Raw genomic sequence first — 18967 nt, 5'->3', positions numbered from 1 at the left:
GACAGATGAGAACGACAACACTCGGCAACCACCAGGTCCCGGTCATCGGCCAGGGCACCTGGTACATGGGTGAAGACCCGGGCCAGCGCCGGCGTGAGGTCGCCGCCCTGCAGCAAGGCATCGACCTTGGCCTGACCCTGGTCGATACGGCGGAGATGTACGCTGAAGGCGGCGCCGAGGAAGTGGTCGGCGAAGCCCTGGCCGGGCGCCGGGACCAGGTCTTCCTGGTCAGCAAGGTCTATCCGCACAACGCCAGCCGCCAAGGGGCCATTGCCGCCTGCGAGCGCAGCCTGCAACGCCTGGCCACTGACCATATCGACCTGTACCTGCTGCACTGGCGCGGCCAGTACCCGCTGGAAGAAACCGTGGAGGCCTTCGAGCGCCTGCGCGAAGCGGGCAAGATCGGGCGCTGGGGGGTATCCAACTTCGATAGCGACGATATGCGCGAGCTGGACAACCCGGCCTGCGCTACCGACCAGGTGCTGTACAACCCGGAGCAACGCGGCATCGAGTTCGACCTGCTGCCCTGGTGCCGCGAACACCAGGTACCGGTCATGGCCTACTGCCCGCTGGCCCAGGCCGGGCGCCTGCTGCGCCATCCGGTCCTGGCGCAGGTCGCCGAACGCCACGGCGTCACACCCGCTCAGGTCAGCCTGGCCTGGGTCACCCGCAATGACGGGGTGATCGCGATCCCCAAGGCGGTGGAACCGCGCCATGTGCAGCTCAACGCGGCGGCAGGCCGGCTGGTCCTCGATGCCGAGGACCTGCAAGCCATCGACCAGGCCTTCCCTGCCCCGACCCGCAAGCAACGCCTGGCGGTGGTCTGACCCTCAGTGAAAGTCCCGGCTACGCACATCCAGCCCGCTCAATAGCGGGCTGAGATCTTCCAGGCGCCGGGCGATCAGATGGCGTACGCCATCGGCGAACTCCAGCTTGCCGCGTACCTGCATCAGTTGTGCACCTACCAGCACCCGTCGCTGGCGCTCGGCCAGATCGCGCCAGACCACCACGTTGAGCATGCCGAACTCGTCTTCCAGGGTAACGAAGGTCACGCCGCTGGCGGTCTGCGGGCGCTGCCGGCCGACCACCAGCCCGGCCACGCTGATGCTGTCGCCATGCGCCACATCGTCCAGCGCCCGCGAGCTGCGACAGCCCAGGGCGGTGAGACGACGGCGCAGCAGGCTCAGGGGATGCGGGCCAAGGGTGGTGCCGATGCTGTTGTAGTCGGCGAACAGGTCCTCGCCCACGCTGGGCGCGGGCAACGCCACCGCGATTTCCGGAGTCGGCTCGATGCCGGCGAACAAGGGCAGTTGCGCCTGCACCGCGGCCACTTCCCAGCGCGCTTGGTAACGGTGCCCCGCCAGTGCAGCGAGTGCACCGGCATCGGCCAGCAGGTCGCGGGCGCGGTTGTCGAGCCCGGCGCGCAGGCACAGGTCACCGACATCGCGGAACGCCTGTACTTCCCGCACCCGGGCCAGACGCCGGGCATCCTCTTCGCGAAACCCGCGCACCTGGCGCAGGCCGATACGCAGGGCCAGCGCGCCGCCCTGCCCCGGTTCCAGGCTGCAATCCCAGTGGCTGTGCCGGACATCCACCGGGCGGATCTCGATGGCATGCCTGCGCGCATCCTGGAGGATCTGGTCCGGACTGTAGAAACCCATGGGCCAGCTGTTGATCAGGGCGCAGGCGAAGATCGCCGGCTCATGGCACTTGAGCCAGCAACTGGCGTAGGTCAGCAGGGCGAAACTGGCGGCATGGGACTCGGGGAAACCGTAGCTGCCGAAGCCCTTGATCTGCTCGAAGATACGTTCGGCGAACGCCAGGTCGTAGCCGTTGCGCAGCATGCCCTCGGTGAGGCGAATGCGATGCGGCTCGAGCCCGCCATGACGCTTCCAGGCCGCCATGGAGCGACGCAACTCGTCGGCTTCGCCGGGGGTGAAGTCGGCGGCGACGATGGCCAAGGACATGACCTGCTCCTGGAACAGCGGTACGCCGAGGGTGCGTTCGAAGACCGCCTTGAGCTTTTCCGAGGGATAGACCACCTCTTCCTGATTGTTTCGCCGACGCAGGTAGGGATGCACCATGTCCCCCTGGATCGGCCCCGGCCGCACGATCGCCACCTGGATCACCAGGTCGTAGAACTTCTGCGGCCTGAGCCTCGGCAGCATGGCCATCTGCGCCCGCGACTCGATCTGGAACACACCGATGGTGTCGGCGCGGCTGATCATGTCGTAGGTCGGGCGGTCGTCCGCCGGGATTGCGGCGATGCTCAGGCGCTTGCCGCGATGCACCTCGTAGAGATCGAAACAGCGGCGCAAGGCGCTGAGCATGCCCAGCGCCAGTACATCGACCTTGAGCAGGCCCATCATGTCGAGGTCGTCCTTGTCCCACTGGATCACCGTGCGCTCTTGCATGGCGGCGTTCTCCACCGGCACCAGGGTATCCAGCGGCTGCTCGCTGATAACGAAGCCGCCGGGGTGCTGGGACAGGTGCCGGGGGAAGCCCATCAGCTCGCCGGTCAGGGTCAGGACCCGGTGCAGCAGCGGGCTGTCCGGGTCGAAGCCGGCTTCCACCAGGCGCTCGGGCGACGGTACCCGGTCGCTCCAGCGCCCGCAGCAGTCGGACAAGGCGCCCAGCTGGTCCGGCGGCAGGCCCAGCACCCGGCCGATATCGCGTATCGCGCCGGAGGCATGGTAAGTGCTGACCACCGCCGTCAGGGCGGCGCGATGGCGACCGTAACGCCTGAACACGTATTGCAGGACTTCCTCGCGGCGGTCGTGCTCGAAGTCCACATCGATATCCGGCGGCTCCTTGCGTTCACGGGACAGGAAGCGTTCGAACAGCAGGCTGGTCTGGCTCGGGTCCAGCTCGGTGATGCCGAGGACGAAACACACCACCGAATTGGCCGCCGAGCCACGGCCCTGGCACAGGATGCCCTGCTCGCGGGCGAAGCGGACGATGTCATGGACGGTGAGGAAGTAGGACTCGTATTCAAGGTCGGTGATCAGTTGCAGTTCGTGTTCCAGTGCTTGGCGATTCTTGTCGCTGATGCCCGCCGGCCAGCGCGTGGGGATTCCTCGCTCGCAGAGGTCACGCAGCCAGGCGCCGGCGGTGTAGCCCTGGGGCACGATTTCGTGGGGGTACTGGTAGTTGATGTCGCGCTTGAGTTCGAAGTGACAGCGTGCGGCGATCCGCGTGGTTTCCTCCAGCAAGGCCGGTGGATACAGCGCGGCCAGTTGTTCGATCGCACGCAGATGGCGCTCGCCATTGGCGAACAGGCGGTGCCCGGCCTCGGCAACGGTGGTGTGATGGCGGATGGCGGTCATGCAGTCCTGCAAGGCTCGTCGCCCCCGGCTGTGCATATGCACGTCGCCGCAGGCCAGCGGGCGGATATCCAGCTCGCGGGCCAGGGCCAGCAAGTCCTGCAGGCGCTGGCGGTCGTCATGGCCATGGTGCAGGTGCACGGCCAGCCACAGGCGCTCGCCGAAAATCTCGCGCAGCCAGCGGCCCGGGGCCGGGTCGTCCGTAGTATCCGCAACCCAGAGCGCCAGCAGGCCGTTCATGGGTTGTTCGAAGTCTTCGCGCAGAACCCGGTAGCTGCCCTTTTCCGTACGCCGCCGGGCCTGGGTGATCAAGCCGCACAGACGCTGGTAACCCGTCGGGTTTTCCACCAGCAGCACCAGCTTCGGGCCGTCTTCCACGCGCATCTCGCTGCCGACGATCAGCGGCAGTTCGACCTTTCTCGCCGCATCCCAGGCCCGGACGATCCCGGCCAGGGTGCATTCGTCGGTGATCGCCAGGGCCTTGTAGCCCTGCTGTTTCGCTCGCCCGAACAGCTCCATCGCACTCGATGCCCCGCGCTGGAAACTGAAGTTCGACAGGCAATGCAGCTCGGCATAACCACTCATGCGAACCAGCCTTGCAGCCACAGCGGGCTGTCGCGGCTTTCGCCCAACTGGCGATAAGCCCAACCGCGCTGGCCGGCGGCGGTCTCCACCAGGTAGTAGTCACGGCGCACATCGCCGCCATCCCACCAGCCGGACTCGATGCGCTCCGGCCCGGCCAGCAGGCGCAGGCCGTTCAGCGGCAGGGATCGCGGCGCTTCCAGCAACCAACCGGGACGCGGTGCCGGACCAGGAGCGCAGGTAGCCGGCAGATCAGCACTGCGCCAGGCACATTCCGGACGGTGATCGGCCACCACGCCCACGGTACGCACCGCATCATCGCCGAGACGGGCCCGCAGGCGTTCGCGCAACTGCTCCCAACCCTGTTGCTGCTGGGCCCTGGCCGAGAACAATTCGCCGGCCAGGGGCACGAAGGCCGGTAGTTCCTCGGCACTCAAGCGCAGGTTGCGCACCGCAGCGCGCAGGGTCAGTTGCTCCAGGCGGCCGCGGGCCAGCTCCAGCAGGCGCCCGGCGTCGCGTTCGGCCGCCAGCAGGCCGACCTGCAGCCGCGTGTCGGCGCCCTCGGCATGCTCCAGGAACAGGTCGAAGCGCTGCACCCCGGCATCGCGCCCGGCAAGAAAGGCGGCCAGGTCCTCAATCATCCGCCGTAGCGGAAACAGCAGGGCCTGGCTGGACTCAACATCGAAGTTCAGCTCCAGCCGCGACTCGAAACGGTCCGGCGGCAGGTAGCAGTCCAGGGCCATGGCACGCAGCCCCAGCAAACGATCCAGATGCAGTTGCACCTGGGCCGGGAAACGCCTGCCCAGGGTTTCGCGGGGCAGCGTCAATACCTGGTGCAAGTGGCGCAGGCCCATGCGGCTGAAGGCCGTGGCGGCGTCCGCAGGCAGGCCAAGGCGATCGATGGGCATGGCCGCCAGTGCGGCACGGGTGAGCTCGGCATCGCTGGCGGCCAGCCCGTCATGGGCATTGGCCAGCATCCGCGCCGCCACCGGGTTGCTGGCCAGGACGATACGGTGGCTGAAGCCCAGGGTCTTCAATTCCTTGCGCAAGCAGGCCTCGAACCTGGGCCAGGGTCCGAACAGGCCCAGGCTGGATTCCACTTCGAGCAGCAGGGCACGGGGGTAATGCAGGCTGACCTGGGAACTGAAGCGGTAGGCCCAGGCGGCAAGCAACTGCTGCTGGCACTCGGTAGCAGCAGGATCGTGCTCCACCGTGGTGAAACCGCCGGCCAGGGCCTGGGCCGTGGCCAGGCTTTGCCCGGCGCGCAGGCCAAGGGCCCGGGCAGGCGGATTGACCGCCTGCACTATCCGGCGATTGGCCGGACCGGTAATCAGAACCAGCGGTTGATCGGCGTCTTCACGCCTGCGCAGGACACTGTCGAGCGCCAGTTGCGGTAACAGGATGCAAGCCCAGAGCATGGCGTCTCACCCTGTGCGTCCGCTGGCGGCGATTGGCCGGGCCGGCGCCAGCCCGCCACGGCACTTGAGTACCCGCCATTGCGCCGGCTTGCTATCGACAGCGATGCGCAGGGCCGCAGGCGACGGATTGAGCGCAGCACCCTGGTCGCGACAGGCGAAGGCCAGGGCCTGGCCGGTTTCGGCAGCCACCTGCAAACGCCGTAATGCACGGTCATCGGCACGCTGTGGCCAGCACAGCACGGCGGCGCAACTGCCGGAGCGCAGGCATTGCTCGGCAGCCCACAGGCTTTCCTTGCTGCCCGCCTCGATCACCGACAGCCAGCGCAAATCCACGCCCGCGGCCTGCCAGGCCGGAGGATAGGGAATGAACGGCGGAGCCACCAGCACCACCCGCTCACCAGCCGAGGTCAGCCGTGCCAGGCTGGGCCAGAGCAGTTGCAGCTCACCCGCGCCCTCCTGCGCCAGCAACAGCTCGCTGAGCGCGGCCGCCGGCCAGCCACCGCCAGGCAGCACCGCATCCAGTGCGGCATGCCCTGTGGGCTGCAGGCCATGGTCCTCGACCACCGGCCGGCCTTTCCAGACACGGCGGGTATCGAGCAGCCCGTCGAGGCTGACCACCGCGCCCATCAGTCACGCCTGACCAGGCCGCAGAACACGCCTTCGATGACGAAGTCGCGGTCCGGACCGACAATGATCGGCTCATAGGCCGGGTTGCGCGGCAGCAAGCGGTAGTGGCCGTTGCCACGTTCGAAACGCTTGATGGTCACCTCGCCATCGAGGCGCGCGACCACGATCTGGCCGTCCCGGGGGTCGGGCTGCTGGCGGATGCCCACCAGGTCGCCGTCGAGGATGCCGTCGTCGATCATCGAATCGCCACGGACCTTGAGCAGGTAGTCCGGGCTGCGGCTGAACAGGTGGGCATCGAGCAGCAACTGCTCGTGGATATCCACGTCCGGGCCGATCGGCCGGCCCGCCGCCACCTGGCCAAGCACCGGGATGTCCAGCACCTCGGGCCGACGCAAGGGACCGGCCAGGCGGATGCTACGCGCCTGGTTCGGCGTGATCTCGATGAAACCGGCCTCGCAAAGGGCCTGGACATGCTTGCGCGCCACGCTGCGCGAGGCGAAACCGAAGGCCTGGGCGATGTCGGAAAGGCTCGGCGGCCGCCCTTCTCCGGTGATGCGATCACGGATGAAGGTGAGGATGGCGCTACGTTTGGGAGAGAGTCTGGTCATGGGATACATTTGTACTCTTTTCGTACTCCACTGACCAGCACCATCGATCGGCGGGTATGATGGCCGTTCATCGCTCTACGGATATGCACCATGCTCGACGCCCTGCTTTTCGACCTCGACGGTACCCTGGCCGATACCGACAAGCTTCACCTGCTGGCCATGCAGCAGTTGCTGCACGAGGATGGCCGTACCCTGACCGAGGCGGAATTCGAGGCGCATATCAGCGGACGGGCCAATGCCGACCTGTGCCGCTACCTGTTTCCCGACCGGCCGGTAAACGAACACCGGGCCTTTGCCGACCGCAAGGAGGCGCGCTTTCGCGAACTGTCGCCGAGCTTGCAGCCGACGCCGGGTCTGCTCCGCCTGCTGGAGTACGCCGAGAACCGTGGCATCGGCATGGCGGTGGTGACCAATGCACCGCGGGCCAATGCCGAGCACATGCTCCAGGCGCTGGACCTGGCCGGGCGTTTCGAGCACGTGCTGGTGGCGGAGGAACTGCCGAAAGCCAAGCCGGACCCGCTGCCCTACCTCACCGGGTTGCAACGTTTGAATGCGCAGGCCGGGCAGGCACTGGCCTTCGAGGATTCGGTGCCGGGGGTCAAGGCCGCCAGTGGTGCGGGGATCTTTACCGTGGGGTTGTCGACGAGCCAGACGGTGGAGGCGTTGAGGGCGGCGGGGGCGCAGTTGGTGGTGGCGGATTTCAAGGATGAGCGGTTGTGGGAAGTGATTGGGCGGATGACAGGTAAATAGAGGTTGTCCGGGCCATTTATCGCTGGCAAGCCAGCTCCCACAGGGTCCGAGTCGCTGCAAAACCCTGTGGGAGCTGGCTTGCCAGCGATGAGGCCCTGAAGGACACCGCCAATCACCTTGACGTATACGTCAACCTGGCTTTAGGTTAGGCGCCATATCGCCTTCACGCAGAGCCAGCCCATGAGCAGCCAGACCTACAGTATTTCCGACCTGTCCCGCGAGCTGGACATCACCACCCGGGCCATCCGCTTCTACGAGGAACAAGGTTTGCTGAGCCCCGAGCGGCGCGGCCTGGAACGGGTCTATTCGGCACGCGACAAGGTCAGCCTGAAACTGATCCTGCGTGGCAAGCGCATCGGTTTTTCCCTCGCCGAGTGCCGCGAACTGATCGAGCTGTACGACCCCACCGGCGGCAATACCCGGCAGCTCAACAGCATGCTGGCGAAGATCGCCGAGCGCCGTGCCCAGCTGGAGCAGCAATTGCTCGACATCCAGCAGATGCAACTGGAACTGGATACCGCCGAAGAACGTTGCCAGCAGGCGCTGGCAGCAACCCTGAACACGCAGAACAACAACGGCCATTGAGCCCCACCAGGAAGCCCCCGCCATGCCATTGCCCGCCAAAGTGCGTCTGGTCGAAGTCGGTCCCCGCGACGGCCTGCAGAACGAAGCCCAACCCATCAGCGTCGCCGACAAGGTGCGCCTGGTCGACGACCTGACCGATGCCGGCCTGTCCTACGTCGAAGTGGGCAGTTTCGTCTCGCCGAAATGGGTGCCGCAGATGGCCGGTTCGGCCGAAGTCTTCGCCGGCATCCGCCAGCAGCCGGGCGTCACCTATGCCGCCCTGGCGCCGAACATGCGCGGCTTCGAGGACGCCCTCGCCGCCCGGGTCAAGGAAGTCGCGGTGTTCGCCGCCGCCTCCGAGGCCTTCTCCCAGCGCAATATCAACTGCTCGATCAGCGAGAGCCTGCAACGGTTCGTGCCGATCATGGAGGCTGCGCGCCAGCACGGTGTGCGGGTACGCGGCTATGTGTCCTGCGTGCTCGGCTGCCCGTACGAGGGCGAGGTGGACGCGGCCCAGGTCGCCGCCGTGGCCCGCGAGCTCTATGAAATGGGCTGCTATGAAGTGTCCCTCGGCGACACCATCGGCACCGGCACCCCGGGGGCCACCCGTCATCTGTTCAACGTGGTCGGCGCCCAGGTGCCACGCCCGCACCTGGCCGGGCATTTCCATGACACCTACGGCCAGGCCCTGGCAAACGTTTATGCCAGCCTGCTGGAAGGTATCAACGTGTTCGACAGCTCCGTCGCCGGCCTCGGCGGCTGCCCGTACGCCAAGGGCGCCAGCGGCAATGTGGCCAGCGAGGACATGGTGTACATGCTGCAAGGCCTGGGCATCGATACCGGGATCGACCTGGAGCGGTTGATCGCCGCTGGCCAGCGCATCAGCGCCGTGCTCGGTCGCGCCACCGGCTCGCGGGTAGCACGTGCGCGTAACGCCTGCTGAGGAAGTGGTAACACTGTGCACTCGGTCACAAAGTGTTACCGCCTACCCACTGCCTAGGGAAATTCCGGGTAACACGGAAACAAATCAGCGGTTTTTCCCGGGCAGGCTTTTCCACCAAATTCTTCAAATCATTGATTTTATTAGATTTTTAAAAAGTTGGCACGGGACCTGCTTTATCTCTGGCACAACAAGAATAAAAAATGCGGCAAACCCAATAAAAACAAGACGTACCGGATCTGACATAACAAGAACAATACGGCAGAGACGAAGCTAACTGATTTTTTTGAAGTGGATGGCTTTTCCGGGGCGTGCCCCGCAACCAGACAGAGAACAATAAAACTACCTCAAGGTAGCGCCCGTCACGGTTGGATCAGCAATGATGAAGGTCGATCAGCGCTCAAAAAAATACGTTTGCTCTTGACCCCGGATGGGGGTCGCACAAAACAGCGACAAGAGGCAACGGTTGACAAAAACAACAACAGACCGCCCTCCAATAACAAAAAAAGAGCACGCAACAATCTTTGAGGGGAGCTTCGGCTCCCCTCAGTGCATTCAAGCCTTGCCATTTTCCTCCTTGTCTCCCTCTTCCTTGCGCTTCCTCTTGTGTTCCTCGTCCTCGAACAGGTCCACCACCCACGGCATGATCGAAAACACCACCAGCGCCAATATCGTGCTGAACAGCGCCGTGGCCTCGCGGCCCATTCCGGCGGCCACGCCTATGGCGGCGGTCATCCACAGGCCGGCGGCGGTGGTCAGGCCCTTGACGTGACTGGCATCCAGATCGTGCCCCTTGAGGATGGTACCGGCGCCGAGGAAGCCGATCCCGGCGACGATCCCCTGCACCACCCGGCTCAGCGCCGCATCGTCAGCCCCGGCCATGCGCGGGACCAGGACGAACAGTGCCGCCCCGATGGCCACCAGCATATGGGTGCGCACCCCGGCGGCCTTGCCTTTCATCTCGCGCTCGAAACCGAGCACCGCCCCCAGAAGCGCGGCCATCAGCAGGCGTACCGAGACCTGGGTCAATTGTTTCGCATCGGTAATGTCGGCGAACTCCGCCACAAGCGTCATCCACACTTCATCCCACCAGGCATCCATGGCGTTTTCCTTGTCAGTGCTGTCAGTCGATGGACAACAGCCGCTTCGACAAAGTGCGATGCAACCGCTGATCGGCTCGAGGCCGCAAGCGGGACGGGCCGATGGTCTACCCCATAGGCCCTTTGCACGAGGAACACACCATGCCCATCCAGATCGATGACACCACCCGGCGCTGCACCCTGATCAGCGAAGAACTGAATATCGAAGGCAACGCCAGCGAAGTGCAGGTGTTGACCGACGAGAACCTGCGCATGTCCGTGGCCGAACTGGCCGGCAAGCGCGTGCCGATCACCGAAGCGGAAGCCGACGCGCTGACCGTGGCTGGTGCGGTGGATGGTCGCAGGCACCTGAAAAGCAGCGCTCCAGGCTCGATAATCTAAGGCCTGCAGGCCTTTTGCGGAAAATCTGATACGGTTTTTATCGGGATACCTGAATCTGTTCTGAATACAGATCGCTCGCCATAGTGCCCTGGCCTGATCGAGGCCTGATGAGCGACGAACCATGAGCGAACCTATTCCCGTCAAGATCGTTGAAGTTGCCGAGCCGACCCACAAGAAGAAGGCCGCCAGCAGCGACCAGCAGATCTTCACCCGCAGCTTTACCGGCCTGTACCGCAACCTGCGCCTGGGTGGCGCAGGTTTTCTCTTCCTGTTGTTCTTCGCCACCGCCTGGCTGGAATGGGGTGGCCGCCAGGCCGTGCTCTGGGACTTGGCCGAGAGCAAATTCCATATCTTCGGCGCGACGTTCTGGCCACAGGATTTCATCCTGCTCTCGGCGCTGCTGATCATCTGCGCCTTCGGCCTGTTCGCCATCACCGTGTTCGCCGGGCGGGTCTGGTGCGGCTATACCTGCCCGCAAAGCACCTGGACCTGGCTGTTCATGTGGTGCGAGAAGGTCAGCGAAGGCGACCGCAACCAGCGCATGAAACTGGACAAGGCGCCGTGGGGGCCGAACAAGCTGGCCCGCCGCGCCCTCAAGCACAGTCTCTGGCTGGCCATCAGCCTGCTGACGGGCCTGACCTTCGTCGGCTATTTCACGCCGATCCGCCCTCTGGCTGAAGAACTGTTCACCTTGCAGGCCGGTGGCGTCAGCCTGTTCTGGATCCTGTTCTTCACCGGCGCCACCTATATCAATGCAGGCTGGTTGCGCGAGGCGGTGTGCATGCACATGTGTCCCTACGCCCGTTTCCAGAGTGTGATGTTCGACAAGGACACCCTGGCCGTGGCCTATGACCCGCGTCGCGGCGAGAACCGCGGTGCACGCAAGAAGGACCAGGACTACAAGGCGGCCGGTCTCGGCGACTGCATCGACTGCACGATGTGCGTACAGGTCTGCCCGACTGGCATCGACATTCGCGACGGCCTGCAGATGGAATGCATCGGTTGCGCCGCCTGCATCGACGCCTGCGACAGCATCATGGACAAGATGAACTACCCGCGCGGCCTGATCGGCTACAAGTCCGAGCACAGCCTGCAAGGCGGGCGCACCCACTGGCTGCGCCCGCGCCTGCTGGGCTACGTCACCGTGCTGGTAGTGATGATCGGTGCCCTGGTTATCGCCCTGCATGAACGGCCGATGCTGTCCATGGACGTCATCAAGGACCGCGGCCTGTTCCGGGAGAATGCCCGCGGTCAGATCGAAAACATCTACATGCTCAAGGTGATCAACAAGACCCAGGTAGCGCAGAACTACCAGTTGCGCTTGCTGGATGCCGAGGGCTTCGAACTGCATGGCCAGACCTACTTCAGCGTTCCCGCCGGGGAAATGGCCGAGCTGCCGGTATCGGTGGCGATGCTGGGCGAACGGGCAACCAGCAGTTCGCAGGAACTGGACTTCGAACTGGTGGACAGCGACGAACCGGCGATCCGCGCCGTGGCCCGCAGCCGCTTCGTTGCCCCGCTCAACCGCTGATCCCCTACACTGCGTGCACTTCGAACCAGCAGAGCCATGATGAAACGCTACGAGAAATTCGCCGACGACATTGCCGAACTGATCTACACCGGGGTCCTCGGACCCGGCCAGCGCGTGCCGTCGGTGCGCTACGCCAGCCAGACCCACGGGGTCAGCCCGTCCACGGTGTTCCAGGCCTACTACCTGCTGGAGCGCCGCGGGCTGATCCGCGCGCGGCCGCGCTCGGGGTATTTCGTCAACGCCCATGCGCCGAAACCGTTCAGCGAACCACGGATCGGCGAGCCGGCCATCGAGTCCACCGAGGTCGACGTCAGCGAACTGGTGTTCTCCATCCTCGAATCGATCAAGGACCCGCACACCGTGCCGTTCGGCTCGGCGTTCCCCAGCCCTGCCCTGTTCCCCCTGCAACGCCTGGCCCGCTCGCTGGCCAGCGCGACCCGAGACATGGATCCGCGCATGGTGGTCACCGACCTTTCGCCAGGCAATCCGCAACTGCGCCGGCAGATCGCCCTGCGCTACATGGTCGGCGGGCTGATGCTGCCGATGGAGGAACTGCTCATCACCAACGGTGCACTGGAAGCCCTGAACCTGTGCTTGCAGGCGGTGACCGAACCGGGCGACCTGGTGGCGATCGAGGCACCGGCGTTCTACGCCTGCCTGCAGGTGCTTGAGCGCCTCAAGCTCAAGGCCGTGGAAATTCCCGTGCACCCGCGCGAGGGCATCGACCTGGGGGTATTGGCCCAGACCCTGGAGCGGCACCCGGTCAAGGCCGTGTGGTGCATGACCAACTTCCAGAACCCGGTGGGCGCCAGCGTGCCGGAAGAAAAGAAGCGGGCGCTGGTCGAGTTGTTGCGCCAGCACCAGGTGCCGCTGATCGAGGACGACGTTTACGCAGAGCTGTATTACGCCCAGCAGGCGCCGAAGCCGGCGAAAGCCTTCGACACCGAGGGCCTGGTGATGCATTGCAGTTCCTTCTCCAAAAGCCTCGCCCCCGGCTATCGGATTGGCTGGGTAGCCGCCGGACGTTTCGCCCGCACCATCGAACGGCTCAAGCTGATGACTTCGCTGTGCGCCTCGATGCCTGCCCAGGCGGCCATCGCCGACTACCTCCAGCACGGCGGCTACGACCGCCACCTGCGCCGCCTGCGCTATGCCCTGGAAGAACAGAAGAACGCCATGCTCGCCGCCATCGCCCGGCATTTTCCCGCCTCGGTACGGGTCAGCCATCCTTCGGGCGGTTATTTCCTTTGGCTGGAACTGCCGGAGAGCATGGACTCCCTCAAACTGTTCCAGATGGCCCTGGCCCAGGGCATCAGCATCGCCCCGGGGCCGATCTTCTCGCCGACCCGGCGCTTCCGTCATTGCATCCGCTTGAATTACGGCAGCCCCTGGACCGAGCAATCGGAAAAAGCCATGGAAACACTCGGACGGATCGTACGCTCCTTCTAGCCGCCGCATCAGCGGCGGTCTAAAGTGGCGCCATTGGCCTGCGTCCGGACCTTTCCATGCCCTCCCGCGAACTCGACTCCCTGCGCCTGCAACTCCAGACCCTGCAACAACGCAATGCCGCCCTCGAACGGCAACTGCTGCAACAACAGGCGCAGGATGAGGACTTCTACCGCTTTCTGTTCGACACCATGGACGAGGGCTTCTGTGTCATCGAGTTTTTCGATGGCCCCCATGGCCCGCTGAGTGACTACATTCACGTCGTAGCCAACGCCGCCTACGCTCGCCACGCCGGGATTCCCAACGTGGTCGGGCAGAAACTGCGGGAAATGGTCCCCGACGAGGCCGACGACTGGGTCGCCCGTTACGGTGCGGTATTGCGCACTGGCGAGCCCTTGCATTTCGAACAGGAACTGGTCGCCACCGGCCGCGTGCTGTCGGTCACCACCTTCCGCATCGAACCGGCCGAGCGCAAGCAGGTTGCGGTGCTGTTCCAGGACGTGACCGAACGACGCAACGCCGAACGGGCCGTGCATCGGCTCAACGAGCAACTGGAGCAACGGGTGCGTGACGCGCTGGCCGAACGCCAATTGCTCGCTCAACTGGTGGACAACAGCGTGGCTTGCGTCCAGGTGGTCAGCCCCGACCTGCGCTGGATGGCGATCAACCAGCAGGCCCTCAAGGACTGCTATCACCTCTACGACGAGGCACCGAAGGTCGGCGACCGGGTGGAGCACGTCCTGCGCCGCTTCCCCGCCGATTGCGCGCGGACCCTGTCCTTGTGGCGCCGGGCCCTGGCCGGTGAGGTGTTTATCGAAACCGTCGAGTTCGGCAGCGGTGACCGCCGCCGTCATTACGAACTGCGCTTCAATGCGCTGCACGACGACCAGGGCGAACTGCTTGGCGCCTATCTTTTCGCCTATGACATCAGTGCCCGGGTCGAGGAGCAGCAACGCCTGCTGCGCGCCGAGGAGGCCCTGCGCCAGGCGCAGAAAATGGAAGCGGTGGGCCAGCTCACCGGCGGCATCGCCCATGATTTCAACAACCTGCTCGGCGGCATCCTCGGTGCCCACGAACTGATGCGCCAGCGTCTGGACCAGCAGCGCCACGCCGAACTGCATCCACTGCTGGAAGCCGCCAGCACCTCGGCCCAACGCGCGGCGTCGCTGGTTCACCGCCTGCTGGCCTTTTCTCGACAACAGACCCTGCAACCCCAGGCCACCGATGTCGGTGCCCTGCTGCGCGACATGGAGGAGCTGATCCAGCGCAGCGTCGGCCCGGCCATCGCGGTTCGCAGCCAGTTCAGGGATGACCTGTGGCCGACCTTCATCGACCCGCCGCAACTGGAAAGCGCCCTGCTCAACCTGTGCATCAATGCCCGGGATGCCCTGCCCAATGGCGGGCTGATCGAAATCGCCATCGACAATATCGAGCTGGACGAAGAACGCGGACGCCCGCTGGACCTGGCCGCAGGGCCGTACCTGTGCCTGAGCGTCGCCGACAACGGCACGGGGATGTCCGCCGATGTCGCGGCGCGGGCCATCGATCCGTTTTTCACCACCAAGCCGCTGGGTCAGGGCACCGGGCTTGGGCTGTCGATGGCCTACGGTTTCGTCCGTCAGTCAGGCGGGCAACTGCGTATCGTCAGCGCCCCTGGCCAGGGCACGCGGATCGAGCTGTACCTGCCGCGCCATCACCAGAGCGCGGCGGCAAGCCCGGCCCGCGCCAGCGCGCGCAATGTCCCGGGCCTGGGCAGCGGAGCGCGCATCGTGCTGGTGGAAGACCAGGACACCCTGCGCGGGGTGATTACCGAGAGCCTGGAAGAGTCCGGTCACCGGGTCGAGTTCTACGCAAGCGCTGTGCTGGCCTTGCCAAGGTTGAAGGACGGGACGCCGCCGGATTTGCTGATCAGCGATATAGGCCTGCCGGGCGGGCTCAGCGGTCGGCAAATGGCGGCAGCGGTGCGCCAGGTGCACCCGCAGTTGCCGGTGCTGTTCATCACCGGCTACGACGAAAGCGCCGCGCTGAGCGATGGGCGACTGGCGCCGGGGATCAGCGTGATGACCAAGCCGTTTACGTTGGAGGGGTTGATGGCGCGGGTGGAGGAGATTCTCGGGGAGCGGTGAATGGGGCTGGGGCTGGGGCTGGGGCTGGGGCTGGTTATTGTGTGTTGATCCGTTTGCTCGGGTGACTCAGCGTCGCCCTGACAAATGGATATGCACGCAATCTCCAACACCCCCAAAGACAGTTCCCGCAGGTTCGCTGCCCAACGCTCCCTGACAAATCTGTAATTCAAACCTCAGTTTGCTGTCAGCCACAGCAGATTAAGGTCGGGCATCCCTGTTGATGGACTGACACCCCATGCCCCACCTTCCTACCCGCCGCACCTTCGTCAAGGGCCTGGCCGCAGCCAGCGCCCTGGGCGGTCTCGGCCTTTGGCGCAGCAACGCATGGGCCCGCGGGCCGCATGATTCCGTAGAGCTGGACGGCCAGCATTTCGAGCTGTTCATCGGCCAGACCGCCGTGAATATCACCGGCAAGCCGCGGACCGCGCTGACCATCAACAACAGCCTGCCCGGCCCGGTGCTGCGCTGGCGCGAAGGCGATACTGTGACCCTGCGGGTGCGCAATCGCCTGGACGAAAGCACCTCGCTGCACTGGCACGGGATCATCCTCCCGGCCAACATGGACGGCGTGCCCGGCCTGAGCTTCGCCGGCATCGAGCCCGGCGGCGATTACCTGTACCGCTTCACCCTGGAGCAACACGGCACCTACTGGTACCACAGCCATTCCGGCCTGCAAGAGCAGGCCGGGGTCTACGGCGCCATCGTCATCGAGCCGAAGACCCCCGAGCCCCACGTCTACCAGCGCGATTGCGTGCTGCTGCTCAGCGACTGGAGCGACGAGAAGCCCGCCGCCCTGCTGACCCGCTTGAAGAAACAGTCCGACTACTACAACCAGCGCCAGCGCACCGTCGGCGACTTCATCGATGACGTGGCCCGCGACGGCTGGTCGGCGACCCTGGCCAACCGCAAGGAATGGGCGCTGATGCACATGACGCCCACCGATATCGCCGATATCAGCGCCGCCACCTATACCTACCTGCTCAACGGACTGGCTCCCGAGGGCAACTTCACCTGCCTGTTCCAGCCCGGCGAAACCCTGCGCCTGCGCCTGATAAACGGCTCGGCGATGACCTACTTCGACTTCCGCATTCCCGGCCTCAAGCTCACCGTGATCGCCGCCGACGGCCAGCCGGTGCAGCCGGTCACGGTGGACGAACTGCGCCTGGCGGTGGCGGAAACCTACGATGTGCTGGTCACGGTCGGCGACCTGCCGGCCTACACCCTGTTCGCCCAAAGCATGGACCGCAGTGGCTATGCCCGCGGTACCCTGGCCCGGGCCCATGGCCTGAGTGCAGCGATTCCGGCGCTGGAGCCCAAGCCGGTGCTGAGCATGGCGGACATGGGCCATGGCGACATGGGCGCGATGGACCACGGCAGCATGGCCGGCATGCATCACGCCATGCCGGGCATGGACATGCAGCAGCACCCGGCTTCGGAAAACGGCAACCCGCTGGTGGACATGCAGACCATGATGCCCAAGGCCAACCTGGCCGATCCCGGCATCGGCCTGCGCGATAACGGCCGCCGGGTACTGACCTACGCCGACCTGAAAAGTACCTTCGCCGACCCGGATGGCCGCGAGCCGGGGCGCGAGATCGAACTGCACCTGACCGGGCACATGGAGCGCTTCGCCTGGTCGTTCGACGGCATCCGCTTTTCCGATGCCGAACCGCTGCGCCTGAAATACGGCGAGCGCCTGCGCATCACCCTGGTCAACGACACCATGATGGCCCACCCCATCCACCTGCACGGCCTGTGGAGCGACCTGGAGGATGAACACGGGCGATTCCAGGTGCGCAAGCACACCGTCGACATGCCACCGGGCAGCCGCCGCAGTTACCGGGTCAGTGCCGACGCCCTGGGCCGCTGGGCCTACCACTGCCACCTGCTCTACCACATGGAAACCGGCATGTTCCGCGAGGTACGCGTCGATGAATGAACGATCGAACAGGCCGTTGATCGGCGGCATTGCCCTGCTTTTGCTGCTGGGCAGCGAGGAGATTCGCGCGGCAACGATGGATCACTCCGGCATGAATCACTCCGGTATGGATCATTCGGCCATGGGCCATGGCGCGATGAACCATGGAGCAATGGATCATGAAGCAGTGAATCACGGAGCAATGACGCATGGCTCGATGAACCACGATGCACCGCAACCACCACGTACACCGCTCAAACCGATTACCGACGCCGATCGCCAGGCAGCCTTCCCGCCCCTGCCCGGGCACCAGGTGCATGACCGGCAGATCAACTGGGCGGTGACCGTCGAACAACTGGAGTACCAGAATTTCGAAAACAGCAGCGCGCTGAACTGGAATGCCAACGCCTGGATCGGCGGTGATATCGACCGCCTGTGGCTGCGCAGCGAAGGCGAACGGGAACAGGGACGCACCCACAAGGCAGAATTGCAGGCACTCTGGGGGCACGCCTTCAGCCCCTGGTGGGAAGTGGTCGCGGGCGTGCGCCAGGACTTCAAGCCGGGCAGCGGCCAGACCTGGGCAGCCTTCGGCGTCCAGGGCACACCGCTCTATGGCATGGAACTGGAAGCCACGCTGTATGCGGGCGAGCGGCAACAGACCGCGCTGCGGCTGGAAGCGTCCTACGCTATCCTGCTGACCCAGCGCTGGCGGCTGGAGCCAATGGTCGAAGCCAATTTCCATGGACGCAACGACGCCGGCCGCGGACAAGGCTCAGGGCTGTCGGACAGCGAGACCGGGGTGCGCCTGCGCTACGAGATCACCCCGGGGTTTGCGCCCTATGTAGGGGTGACCTTCAACCGGATGTATGGCGAAACGGCGGCGATGGCCCGGGATGAAGGCGAGGATATCGGGCAGACGCGCTGGGTGGCGGGTATCAGGTTAAGGTTCTAGACCGTGTCGCCCCGATCGCTGCGGTGCGGCGGTCCGACAAGCCAGCTCCCACAGGGGCGGTGCATCCAGTCCCTGTGGGAGCTGGCTTGCCAGCGATTGAGCCCAGTCAGACAACACAGAATCCAAAGGAGAAAGACCATGCTGAAGAAAAACCTGGCAGCCCTCGGCCTGCTGGCCCTGACCACCCTGGCCCAGGCCGGGCAGACCATCGATGTCTACCGCGATCCCAACTGTGGCTGCTGCAAGGAATGGATCAGCCATCTGCGCGACAACGGCTATACCGTCAACGACCACGTCGAGCCGAACATGAGCGCGGTCAAGCAGAAACTCGGCGTGGCGCCGCGCCTGGCTTCCTGTCATACCGGCGTGATCAACGGCCAGTTCATCGAAGGCCATGTCCCGGCCGAGCAGATTGCAGTGCTCGGCAAACGCCCCGATCTGAAAGGCATTGCCGTACCGGGTATGCCAATGGGCTCCCGGGAATGGAAATGGGCGATCACAAGGACGCCTACCAGGTCATCGGCTTGACCGGTGCCGGCACCGACGAAGTGATTGCCGAGTACTGATTCACAGGCCTGACCCGCTTATTGTCACCAATAGGGAGACAATCCATCCACACCCAGCCGGATTGTCGGAAAGACCAATCCCCAGGAAAATGCCCGGACTTTCATAGCAAACGCTGCCTCAAGCAGTTCATGGAG

General features: G+C 65.0%; 15 protein-coding genes and 1 pseudogene. 11 read left to right on the top strand and 5 right to left on the bottom strand.

Going from position 1 to position 18967, the window contains the following annotated elements:
• Positions 1-5: 5 nt before the first annotated feature.
• Positions 6-827 (top strand): aldo/keto reductase, encoded by an 822-nt coding sequence (locus tag CSV86_RS06675; RefSeq protein ID WP_009401031.1) that lies wholly within the window; start codon positions 6-8, stop codon positions 825-827.
• Between the two features lie 3 nt (positions 828-830).
• Here the strand turns inward: CSV86_RS06675 and CSV86_RS06670 are convergent, their stop codons facing one another.
• From CSV86_RS06670 to lexA, 4 genes are read right to left on the bottom strand one after another with little or no spacing between them, the layout of a single operon-like run.
• On the bottom strand, positions 831-3929 hold the full coding sequence (locus CSV86_RS06670; protein ID WP_311985792.1) for an error-prone DNA polymerase: 3099 nt from the start codon (positions 3927-3929) through the stop codon (positions 831-833).
• Positions 3905-5323 carry a Y-family DNA polymerase gene (locus tag CSV86_RS06665; protein ID WP_009401033.1) on the bottom strand — a complete coding sequence of 473 codons (1419 nt, stop codon included), beginning with the start codon at positions 5321-5323 and terminating at the stop codon, positions 3905-3907. The genes CSV86_RS06670 and CSV86_RS06665 overlap by 25 nt, the downstream gene beginning before the upstream one ends.
• A gap of 6 nt (positions 5324-5329) precedes the next feature.
• The gene (gene imuA / locus CSV86_RS06660; protein ID WP_009401035.1) at positions 5330-5950 is read right to left on the bottom strand and encodes a translesion DNA synthesis-associated protein ImuA; all 621 of its coding nucleotides are present in this window, start codon (positions 5948-5950) and stop codon (positions 5330-5332) included.
• Positions 5950-6567, bottom strand: a complete 618-nt coding sequence (gene lexA / locus CSV86_RS06655; protein WP_009401036.1) for a transcriptional repressor LexA — start codon at positions 6565-6567, stop codon at positions 5950-5952. Before lexA ends, imuA begins: the two co-directional genes overlap by 1 nt.
• Before the next feature lie 81 nt (positions 6568-6648).
• Between lexA and CSV86_RS06650 the strand changes: the two genes are divergently transcribed.
• From CSV86_RS06650 to CSV86_RS06640, 3 genes are all read left to right on the top strand, one after another.
• The gene (locus CSV86_RS06650; RefSeq protein ID WP_009401037.1) at positions 6649-7308 is read left to right on the top strand and encodes an HAD family hydrolase; all 660 of its coding nucleotides are present in this window, start codon (positions 6649-6651) and stop codon (positions 7306-7308) included.
• 180 nt (positions 7309-7488) lie between these two features.
• Positions 7489-7893: a MerR family transcriptional regulator gene (locus CSV86_RS06645; RefSeq protein WP_009401038.1), complete on the top strand. Its 405-nt coding sequence runs from the start codon at positions 7489-7491 to the stop codon at positions 7891-7893.
• A 22-nt stretch (positions 7894-7915) separates the two neighbouring features.
• Positions 7916-8815, top strand: coding sequence for a hydroxymethylglutaryl-CoA lyase (locus CSV86_RS06640; protein ID WP_009401039.1), 900 nt, complete (start codon positions 7916-7918; stop codon positions 8813-8815).
• 552 nt (positions 8816-9367) lie between these two features.
• Here CSV86_RS06640 and CSV86_RS06635 read toward each other — a convergent pair.
• Positions 9368-9913, bottom strand: a complete 546-nt coding sequence (locus CSV86_RS06635; RefSeq protein WP_009401040.1) for an MgtC/SapB family protein — start codon at positions 9911-9913, stop codon at positions 9368-9370.
• 140 nt (positions 9914-10053) lie between these two features.
• On the opposite strand from CSV86_RS06635, the gene CSV86_RS06630 reads away from it, so the two are divergent.
• The 7 genes and pseudogenes from CSV86_RS06630 to CSV86_RS06600 all read left to right on the top strand — a co-directional run bounded on the left by CSV86_RS06630 (position 10054) and on the right by CSV86_RS06600 (position 18832).
• Positions 10054-10293, top strand: coding sequence for a DUF3203 family protein (locus CSV86_RS06630; protein WP_009401041.1), 240 nt, complete (start codon positions 10054-10056; stop codon positions 10291-10293).
• A 121-nt stretch (positions 10294-10414) separates the two neighbouring features.
• Positions 10415-11824 (top strand): cytochrome c oxidase accessory protein CcoG, encoded by a 1410-nt coding sequence (gene ccoG, locus CSV86_RS06625; protein ID WP_009401042.1) that lies wholly within the window; start codon positions 10415-10417, stop codon positions 11822-11824.
• Between the two features lie 39 nt (positions 11825-11863).
• The gene (mapR, locus tag CSV86_RS06620; protein WP_009401043.1) at positions 11864-13273 is read left to right on the top strand and encodes a GntR family transcriptional regulator MpaR; all 1410 of its coding nucleotides are present in this window, start codon (positions 11864-11866) and stop codon (positions 13271-13273) included.
• Positions 13274-13329: 56 nt separating this feature from the next.
• A complete protein-coding gene (locus CSV86_RS06615; protein WP_009401044.1) occupies positions 13330-15396 on the top strand; it encodes a hybrid sensor histidine kinase/response regulator in 2067 nt (688 codons plus the stop codon).
• 235 nt (positions 15397-15631) lie between these two features.
• Positions 15632-17335 carry a copper resistance system multicopper oxidase gene (locus CSV86_RS06610; RefSeq protein ID WP_009401045.1) on the top strand — a complete coding sequence of 568 codons (1704 nt, stop codon included), beginning with the start codon at positions 15632-15634 and terminating at the stop codon, positions 17333-17335.
• Positions 17328-18266 (top strand): copper resistance protein B, encoded by a 939-nt coding sequence (locus CSV86_RS06605; protein WP_009401046.1) that lies wholly within the window; start codon positions 17328-17330, stop codon positions 18264-18266. Before CSV86_RS06610 ends, CSV86_RS06605 begins: the two co-directional genes overlap by 8 nt.
• Before the next feature lie 138 nt (positions 18267-18404).
• Positions 18405-18832, top strand: a pseudogene (locus CSV86_RS06600) (DUF411 domain-containing protein).
• Positions 18833-18967 lie beyond the last annotated feature (135 nt).

Origin of the sequence: Pseudomonas bharatica CSV86 (assembly GCF_000319305.2) — a bacterium.
GTDB classification, from domain to species: Bacteria; Pseudomonadota; Gammaproteobacteria; order Pseudomonadales; family Pseudomonadaceae; genus Aquipseudomonas; species Aquipseudomonas bharatica.
This window is presented reverse-complemented; position numbering and strand designations above follow the sequence as displayed.

Bases quoted from the DNA above. Each gene is read 5' to 3' on its own strand.
- CSV86_RS06665 (WP_009401033.1), bottom strand. From the start codon at position 5,323: ATGCTCTGGGCTTGCATCCTGTTACCGCAACTGGCGCTCGACAGTGTC.
- CSV86_RS06645 (WP_009401038.1), top strand. From the start codon at position 7,489: ATGAGCAGCCAGACCTACAGTATTTCCGACCTGTCCCGCGAGCTGGAC.
- lexA (WP_009401036.1), bottom strand. From the start codon at position 6,567: ATGTATCCCATGACCAGACTCTCTCCCAAACGTAGCGCCATCCTCACC.
- CSV86_RS06615 (WP_009401044.1), top strand. From the start codon at position 13,330: ATGCCCTCCCGCGAACTCGACTCCCTGCGCCTGCAACTCCAGACCCTG.
- mapR (WP_009401043.1), top strand. From the start codon at position 11,864: ATGAAACGCTACGAGAAATTCGCCGACGACATTGCCGAACTGATCTAC.
- ccoG (WP_009401042.1), top strand. From the start codon at position 10,415: ATGAGCGAACCTATTCCCGTCAAGATCGTTGAAGTTGCCGAGCCGACC.
- CSV86_RS06675 (WP_009401031.1), top strand. From the start codon at position 6: ATGAGAACGACAACACTCGGCAACCACCAGGTCCCGGTCATCGGCCAG.
- CSV86_RS06635 (WP_009401040.1), bottom strand. From the start codon at position 9,913: ATGGATGCCTGGTGGGATGAAGTGTGGATGACGCTTGTGGCGGAGTTC.
- imuA (WP_009401035.1), bottom strand. From the start codon at position 5,950: ATGGGCGCGGTGGTCAGCCTCGACGGGCTGCTCGATACCCGCCGTGTC.
- CSV86_RS06650 (WP_009401037.1), top strand. From the start codon at position 6,649: ATGCTCGACGCCCTGCTTTTCGACCTCGACGGTACCCTGGCCGATACC.
- CSV86_RS06630 (WP_009401041.1), top strand. From the start codon at position 10,054: ATGCCCATCCAGATCGATGACACCACCCGGCGCTGCACCCTGATCAGC.
- CSV86_RS06605 (WP_009401046.1), top strand. From the start codon at position 17,328: ATGAATGAACGATCGAACAGGCCGTTGATCGGCGGCATTGCCCTGCTT.
- CSV86_RS06640 (WP_009401039.1), top strand. From the start codon at position 7,916: ATGCCATTGCCCGCCAAAGTGCGTCTGGTCGAAGTCGGTCCCCGCGAC.
- CSV86_RS06610 (WP_009401045.1), top strand. From the start codon at position 15,632: ATGCCCCACCTTCCTACCCGCCGCACCTTCGTCAAGGGCCTGGCCGCA.